The sequence below is a fragment of the Anaerolineales bacterium genome (genome assembly GCA_022866145.1).
GTDB lineage: Bacteria > Chloroflexota > Anaerolineae > Anaerolineales > E44-bin32 > PFL42.
In genome coordinates, this window is record JALHUE010000193.1 from 1 (window position 1) to 7464 (window position 7464).

7 protein-coding genes are annotated in these 7464 nt (G+C 61.6%); all 7 read right to left on the bottom strand.

Annotated features, from left to right (window positions below; all coding sequences use genetic code 11):
• Nucleotides 1-120: 120 nt before the first annotated feature.
• Nucleotides 121-1107 carry an ABC transporter permease gene (locus MUO23_06195; GenBank protein ID MCJ7512545.1) on the bottom strand — a complete coding sequence of 329 codons (987 nt, stop codon included), beginning with the start codon at nt 1105-1107 and terminating at the stop codon, nt 121-123.
• A 131-nt stretch (nt 1108-1238) separates the two neighbouring features.
• Nucleotides 1239-2765: a sugar ABC transporter ATP-binding protein gene (locus MUO23_06200; protein MCJ7512546.1), complete on the bottom strand. Its 1527-nt coding sequence runs from the start codon at nt 2763-2765 to the stop codon at nt 1239-1241.
• A gap of 66 nt (nt 2766-2831) precedes the next feature.
• Nucleotides 2832-3857 (bottom strand): substrate-binding domain-containing protein, encoded by a 1026-nt coding sequence (locus MUO23_06205; GenBank protein ID MCJ7512547.1) that lies wholly within the window; start codon nt 3855-3857, stop codon nt 2832-2834.
• A 270-nt stretch (nt 3858-4127) separates the two neighbouring features.
• Nucleotides 4128-4577: a VOC family protein gene (locus tag MUO23_06210; protein MCJ7512548.1), complete on the bottom strand. Its 450-nt coding sequence runs from the start codon at nt 4575-4577 to the stop codon at nt 4128-4130.
• Nucleotides 4578-4633: 56 nt separating this feature from the next.
• Nucleotides 4634-5407, bottom strand: coding sequence for a glucose 1-dehydrogenase (locus MUO23_06215; protein ID MCJ7512549.1), 774 nt, complete (start codon nt 5405-5407; stop codon nt 4634-4636).
• Between the two features lie 47 nt (nt 5408-5454).
• Nucleotides 5455-6633 carry a Xaa-Pro peptidase family protein gene (locus MUO23_06220; GenBank protein MCJ7512550.1) on the bottom strand — a complete coding sequence of 393 codons (1179 nt, stop codon included), beginning with the start codon at nt 6631-6633 and terminating at the stop codon, nt 5455-5457.
• Nucleotides 6634-6740: 107 nt separating this feature from the next.
• Nucleotides 6741-7464, bottom strand: a 724-nt coding sequence (locus MUO23_06225; protein MCJ7512551.1) for a DUF4432 family protein, incomplete at its 5' end; no start/stop codon positions are given.

Below are 7464 nucleotides of genomic sequence, written 5' to 3' on the forward strand. Positions count from 1 at the left end.
CTGACTTGACAACCGCAGCGCTTTGATGGATGGCTTGACTCGAGGCCTCGACTTGTCCCCCTCTTGCTGAGACGAACCATCCCTGAACCACTGTGACCGGAGTCGGTCTCGAGCGCAGCCTTACTGCAGCCGGGTCTTGCGCCTCTCGTTGAGCACGTCCACGACGACGGCCAAGATCAGAAGTGCCCCGGTGAAGAGATTCTGCCAGTAGACATCGACCCCCAGCAGATTCAGGGCGTTGGCCAGAAACCCCATGAACAGGGCGCCCAGGAAGGCTCCCAAGACCGAGCCTTCACCGCCGCTGAGGCTCGCCCCCCCGATGATCGCCGCCGTGATGACCCGCAACTCTAGGCCGGCGCCGATCGTGACGGAGGCGGAGCCGAAGCGCCCCGTGATCAACAATCCGGCCACTCCGGCCAGAACGGCAACCAGACAGTAGTTGAAGATCTTGACCAGGTCGACGTTGATCCCCGAGAGTCGGGCGGCGCGCTCATTGCCGCCGATGTAGTACGACTGACGGAAGAATCGCGCATTCCGCACCAGGATTTCGCCCACGATCACCAGGCTGAGCATGACGTATATCGGGTATTGCACGCCGAACATCCGGCCCTGGCCGACTACAGTGAATGCGCTCGAGAGATTGATGACTGCCCGCCCATGGGCGATGACCAGCAGCAGGCCGCGGACCCCCATTGCCATGCCGAGCGTCGTGATGAAAGGATTGATTCCCAGGCGAGTGACGAGCAGCCCGTTGGCCAGCCCGACCATCAGGGCCGCCATCAATCCCAGGAGGATGGCCGGAACCGCCGGCACGCCGGCATTCAAGCACAGACCGGTGACCACGCCGGTCAGGGCCAGCGTCGAGCCGACCGAGAGATCGAGCCCACCCGAGATCAGGAGGATCGCCATCCCAATCGTGATCGTCCCTTCCATCGAAAGAGCCAGTAAGATGGCTTCGATATTCGCCACGCTGAGGAAGACGGGCGAGACCATGCTCATGATGATGCCCGCGACGAGGAGCACAATCACCAAAGCGGACTCGCGCTGGCCGATGAGGCTTGATAGCCGATCTCTCAGTGACAGACGGGGTGGCTCGAGGGTATTCATGGCCTATACCTGATCGCTCTCACGGGTCGCCGGGTCCCATACTCGCGGGCCCGCGGTATGCCGCCACTTCGATGAAAGGCTCTTCCCTTGGCGGAATCTCTCTGGCAGTTCGGTCATCGAAGGCAAGCCCCTCAGCCTGCCTGCGGCTTTCCATGGGCGTTCCCATTAACCAACCCGGCAGCGTGCGCCAGGATCTTCTCCTCGTTGAAGTCTTCTCGGCCGGCTTCCCAGGTGATCCTGCCTTCGTGGATCACCAGGATGCGATCGCACATGCCGATGAGTTCAGCCATGTCGGATGAGATAAGGATGACTCCGGTGCCTTCGGCGGCGAATTGCAGAATCTTCTGATAGATCTCGGCGCGGGCGCCGACGTCTACGCCGCGCGTCGGCTCGTCAAAAATGATGACCTCGGGGCGGATCCCCATCCACGTCGCCACCAGCACCTTCTGTTGATTCCCGCCGGAGAGGTTGATGACTTTCTTGGAGATAGAGGGGGTGTCGATGGCATACTCAGAAACGACCCTCCCGGCGTAGGTCTCCATCTTCCGCTTGAGGAGCGCCCCGAGCCGCGTCGTGAACTCGGCCAGGTTCGGGGCGACCAGGTTGTCTTGCACGGACATCGTCAGGAACAACCCCTGAGCTTTGCGGTCTTCGGTGATATAGACGATCCCCTTGCGGATGGCATCCCGGGGGCGAACAATGGCCAGCTCATTGCCATTGAGGGTGATGTGCCCCGAGTCGACCGGATCGGCTCCGAAGATCGACCGTCCGATCTCCGTCCGACGGGCGCCGATCAGGCCCGCCATCCCCAGGATCTCTCCCTTGTGAAGCTCGAAACTGATCCCGCCAAAACGGCGCTTCCTCCCCAACCCCTCGATCTTGAAGTAGGCCTCCCCCAGAGCGCGCTCCGTTCGGTCGCCATACAGATTGGAAATCTGCCGGCCGACCATCATCGCCACAAGCTCATCCTCGGACGTTTCGTCGACCTTCTTGCTGCCGACGAACTCGCCGTCGCGCAGAACGATCACCCGGCTGGCAATCGAGAAGACCTCGAAGAGCTTGTGGGTGACGTAGATGAAAGACATCCCTTCATTCTGCAGCTTGCGGATGCTCTCGAAAAGGTAGGCCGACTCCCCCTCCGTGAGCGACGATGTGGGCTCATCCAGGATAAGGACTCTGGGATTCGTTGAGATCGCTTTGAGGATCTCCAGGATTTGCTGCTGGCCCATCGAGAGATGTTTGACCAGACGCCGAGGACTGATGGCAAGCTCGAAACGTCGGAGGAAGGCCTCGGTGTCGGCATAGAGCGCTCGCCAATCGATCATGTTGAGCGCCCCGACCGGTTGGCGGTTGGCGAAAATGTTCTCGGCCACCGACAGACTCCCAACCAGGGACGGCTCTTGCGGCACGACTCTGATGCCAGCGCGTATGGCGTCTTCGGGTGAGTTGAAGGAGACCGGCTCACCTTCCAGGAGAATCCTGCCTTCGTCGGGTCGAAGTGAGCCGCCGAGAACGTGCATCAGGGTGCTCTTCCCGGCGCCGTTCTCCCCAACCAATGCCAGGATCTCACCCTGCTCCAGGGTCAGGCTGAGGTGATCGACCGCCAGGACCCCTGGAAACGACTTCGTGATGTTCTCGCCTCTCAGCACCTCGATCATCAAGACCTCAATATTGAATGGGGCGGGGTACCCCCGCCCCATTCAATTGGAGATGCAGGATCCCGGCTACTCCGTGTACAGTTTGTTAGCGTCCAGGTAGTACTTCAGGTTGGTCTTGTCGATGTAGTTGACCGTCATGTAGACCATCGTTGGGCCGGAGGACGCGTTGGCCATGACATTATCGGTCGTGAGCGGCGCTTGGTAGTGGACATAGTTGTAAAGGACCTGCAGCGCCCAGAAGGCCATCGCCGCGTCGTCTTGAGCCACGGTGCCGGTAAGCGTGCCGTCTTGGATGGCCTGGAGGACGTCTGAGTTGCGGTCCATGGAGACCGTCAAGACCTCACCCGACTTCCCGGCTTCAGAGACTGCGGTGGCCGCACCAATCCCGGCTGTCGAGTCAGTGCCGACGAAGGCCGCCAGGTCCGGGTTGCGCGTCAGGATATCCTTGGCCACGCTGATCGCCGTGGCGGTGTCCGCCTTGGTGTCGCCAACCTGGACGACCTCGATGCCCGGATAGGCCTCGAAAGCCGCCCGGAAGCCGGCTTCACGATCGTCGAACATCTGGGTTCCGGGGATGCTCAGGACGGCCACCTTCCCCGCTCCCCCCAACGCCTCGGCCACATGGGTGCCTCCCACGTAGCCCAGATCGTACTGATACGAACCGACAAAGGTGCTCCGCTTGGACGTGGGAAGGTCGCCCAGAATCGTCACAACCGGAATGCCGGCCTCGACAGCCTTGTTGATCTCCGGGATGAGTGACGGGTCAACGGCGAAGACAACGATGCCCTTGGGCTTCTTGGCGATCGCCTGGTCGAAGGCGGCCACCTGCGCGTTGACATCGAAATCCGGCGGTCCAACATAGGTGGTCGTGACCCCCAGGGTCTCACCGCCCCACTTCCAGCCATACTTATGGGCGTTGAAGAATTCCAGGTTGCCCATCATCGAGACATAGATGTATTCCTCGCCCGAGGTATCGACGTCAGCCTCAGCTCCGCTGCTGGGGGCCGGCGTGGCGGCCGGCGCGCACGCCGCGAGCAGAAGTGCCGTTGCGCACAAGAAGCCGACGAGCGTTCTTACGGTTGTGCGATTCATGTGAGTCCTCCTTCTTTAGCTTCTTAGGGATAGAACCGAAGTCGTCGGTTCGAACCACGCTCAGGATGCATGACCCATAGGTCTGTCCTTTCCTCAGGCGTCCCCTGTATGCCCGATCTCGTTCCAGCAGGTGTGGTCCTAAGAACCGCTCGCTCACGTTCAGTTCCGTATGTACAGGCACTACCCGTCGCGCCTGCGGCCATAACTGCGGAGAGGCCATTTCTGGGCGGCATGGTCGTCAACCGTCGTGCATCAACATGCAGCCAGCGCTCACGCCTCCAGCACGGACTTGATGACCTCCATGTCCAGATCGTCCCAGATACCTTCCCACAGGAGTCGTCCACCCGGAACCGCGCGGTTGTCGCAGAAGAGCTCGATCTGATTTCCCTCCGGATCGGCGAAATACATCGCCCAACTGATGCCGTTGTCGATGGGCTTTACCGCCACCCCGGACTCCGACAGACTTATGAACGCCTCGGCAAAGGCCCTCCTATCCGGCAGCTCAAAAGCCACATGATCGAAACCCGCGCCCTCGGGTGAGGGCGATGGCCTCGTCCCTTCCACCTTCATCAGGGCGATTTCGTGATGGGCGTCGGTGCAGCCCAGGAAGGCGTACTCGTCGCCGACCCTCTCGGTGAGGGTCATCTTGAGGTGACCCGTGTAGAAGGCGGCCGCCCGTTCGATGTCCTGGACTTTGAGACGCAGATGCCCGATCTTCATGCTGCCTACACCTCTAGCGCGGTCGTTCGGCTCTTACGGCTGCAATCGCGGACGCCTCACCATGACTCCAAGAGGGCCGTCATGCCGTTGTCCACCATGAGGCTGGCCCCGGTGATGTAGGAGGCTTCATCACTGGCCAGAAAGGCAGCCGCTTCGCCGACTTCCTCGGGCTTGCCGAGGCGCCCCAGCACCTGACGACGTTCGACGGCCTGCTTGGCCTTCTCGGGGTCAGGATCGCCAGCAAAGATGCCCTGGATGAGCGGCGTGTAGATCCAGCCCGGGCAGATGGCGTTGACCCGGATCTTGTCCTTGCCATGGTCGATGGCCATCACCCGCGTCAGGGTGACCACCCCGCCCTTGCTGGCTGCATACGGGGCCGTGCCGCCTGCGTTCTGGTACGAGTGGACCGAGGCTATATTGACGATCGCCCCTCCCCCGGCAGCTTGGATGTGCGGGATGGCATATTTCGAGCAAAGGAAGACGCCGCGCAGGTTAACCGCCAGGCAGCGATCCCACTCCTCGGTCGAGGTGTCGAGCACGGTCTTGTACACGCCGATGCCGGCGTTGTTGACCAGAACGTGCAGAGCCTTGAAACGATTGACGGTTTCCTCGACCATCCGTTTGATCGCTTCCTCCTGCGCTACGTCGCATTCGATGAAGATCGGCCCGGCGCCGCTCTTCTTTAGCTCGGCAGCAGCCTTCTCACCTTCGGCCCGATTGACATCGGCGATGACCACCTTAGCGCCTTCCCGGAGAAAGACAGCGGCGATCCCCTTCCCGATCCCCATGGCGCCGCCCGTGACAATGGCAACCTTGTTCTCGAGTTTCATGAGCCAGCCTCCTGCGCGGGCATGATCATGCCTCGCATGCCGCGTCCCTACCAGGGATTGCGCGGCGTCGACAGAAACACCGGACCTTTTGCCCCGACGGCAACGTTGTCCTCGATGCGAATCCCACCGAAACCCTCAATGTAGACACCCGGCTCGACGCTCGTTACCATCCCTTCCTGCAGGATCCCGTCGGCCCCGGGCATCAGGAATGGGGTGAACTCATGATAGCGCAGGCCAACCCCGTGCCCGGTGATGTGAACGAAATACTCGGCCAGCCCTGCCTTCTCCAGAACGCGCCGGGCGGCGGCGTCCGGATCCGAGAACAATGCCCCCGGGCGAAGCTCACGCGCCGCAGCCTGCTGTGCATCCAGAACTGCGTTGTGGACTTCCTTCTGGCGGGCCGTCGGCTCTCCTGCCACGGCAACGTAAGTGAGATCCGACCAGTACCCGTCGACGACCGTGGCCAACTCGACCATCACCACATGGCCTTTCTCGACCGCTCGCGTGCTGGAGGGAACCAGCAGCGTCCCTTTTGTACTGCCAACAGGCCCAGTTCCCACTTCGGCCATCGCCCGGACCAGCCGGGCCCCTTTGTGACCGGGGCCGTCCGCCCGGATTTTGCCTTCGACCACCGCCCCGACCTGGGCCTCACTCATGCCCGGCTCCAGGCGGGCCAGAAACTCGCGCATGCCCATCTCGGCGATCTCGTTGGCAAGCCGAAGCTTCTGAAGCTCATACGCCGTCTTGCACGCTCGCACCGACTGCAGAAACGCAGTGGCGTCGACAAGCTCGCAGCCGGCGAACACTTCGTCCAGCATACCCTTCCATGGCTGCGCGGGCACAACTGGCTCGGCCGCCCGATAGCTGGGTCCGACCACTTCGAAGCTTTGTTCGATCCCGATCCTCGCCCGCTTTAGACCGAGCTTCTCCTTCGCCTGGGAAAGAAGTCGGCGGTAGTTGGCGTAGAGATCCCCGTCCTTCAGCAACCCCCAGCCGAAGGTCGCCACCTCGGTCCACGCCGGATCGGTGTAGTCGACTTCAACCTCCGGCACGAACAGGAGGGACTTCCCGTCTTTGGTGAAGACGGCCACAGAGAACGCGTGGTGGGGCCAGTAGTCGGTCAGATACACGATGTTCTCGGGAAGCCTGCAAATCAGCGCGTCCAACCTGGCGGATACCATCTCTCGCCGGACGCGGTCCAGACGATCAACATCGGGAGTTGTCATTGGATCCTCCTGGAATCCCCTTTCGATCTCGAGCAGATGCCTTTCGTCGCCATAGGAAGCTTTGTGCGGCCCAGTTGGCGGTGCCCAAGCTGCCTTGGGCCAGCAACCTAAGACTTCACCTCGCCGTCTCGATCGATCCGGCTTACACCCTCTCCTTCATAGGCTACGGCGACTAGGTCGGTGAGGATGATCTCGCCCGGCTTCATCACCCGGGCGCTTCCATTCTCGATCGCTTTGGCGACCCCGGCCGGCGGGTAGCTGGTGAAAGGCTCCAGGGCGCAGTTGTACGTGCGACCATACCACGGATAGTCGTTGTGCCCTCCGTAGACCTGCCACATCCACAGGTACTTGAACAGGTCCGCGTCCCAGGCCATACCAAAGCCCAGGCCCAGGCGAGGGTTGCTGAGCCCGTACCACCCCTCCTTCAGACTCTTGAAGAAGACGACATCAACGGATCGCGTATCCCTGCCGTGCACCTGTCGGATGTCTTCGAGTTTCTCTGTCCGGCGATTCATGACTCGCGGGAATTCGTATCCGTCGCCGGGTTGCCACAATCCGTTGGGGTGGTACGCCAGCACCTCGACCTTCCCTGCCGGCACGTCGACCCGGCAGGACTCGTCCAGGAACGGCTCGCCGAAGGCCGGGTGATGTCCCCACATGATGGCGTAGTCTTCACCGGACTCGTTCTCCAGCCTTTCGTTGATGTACAGGCATGCTTTGCCCCGCTCCATGGACAGCACCCTCTCGAGATTCAAGGGTGAGCGATAGCAGCGCGTCCTGGTCTTCAGGGACACTCGCTGCGGCGAGTCCTCCAGAAGTTGCGCTTCAAAA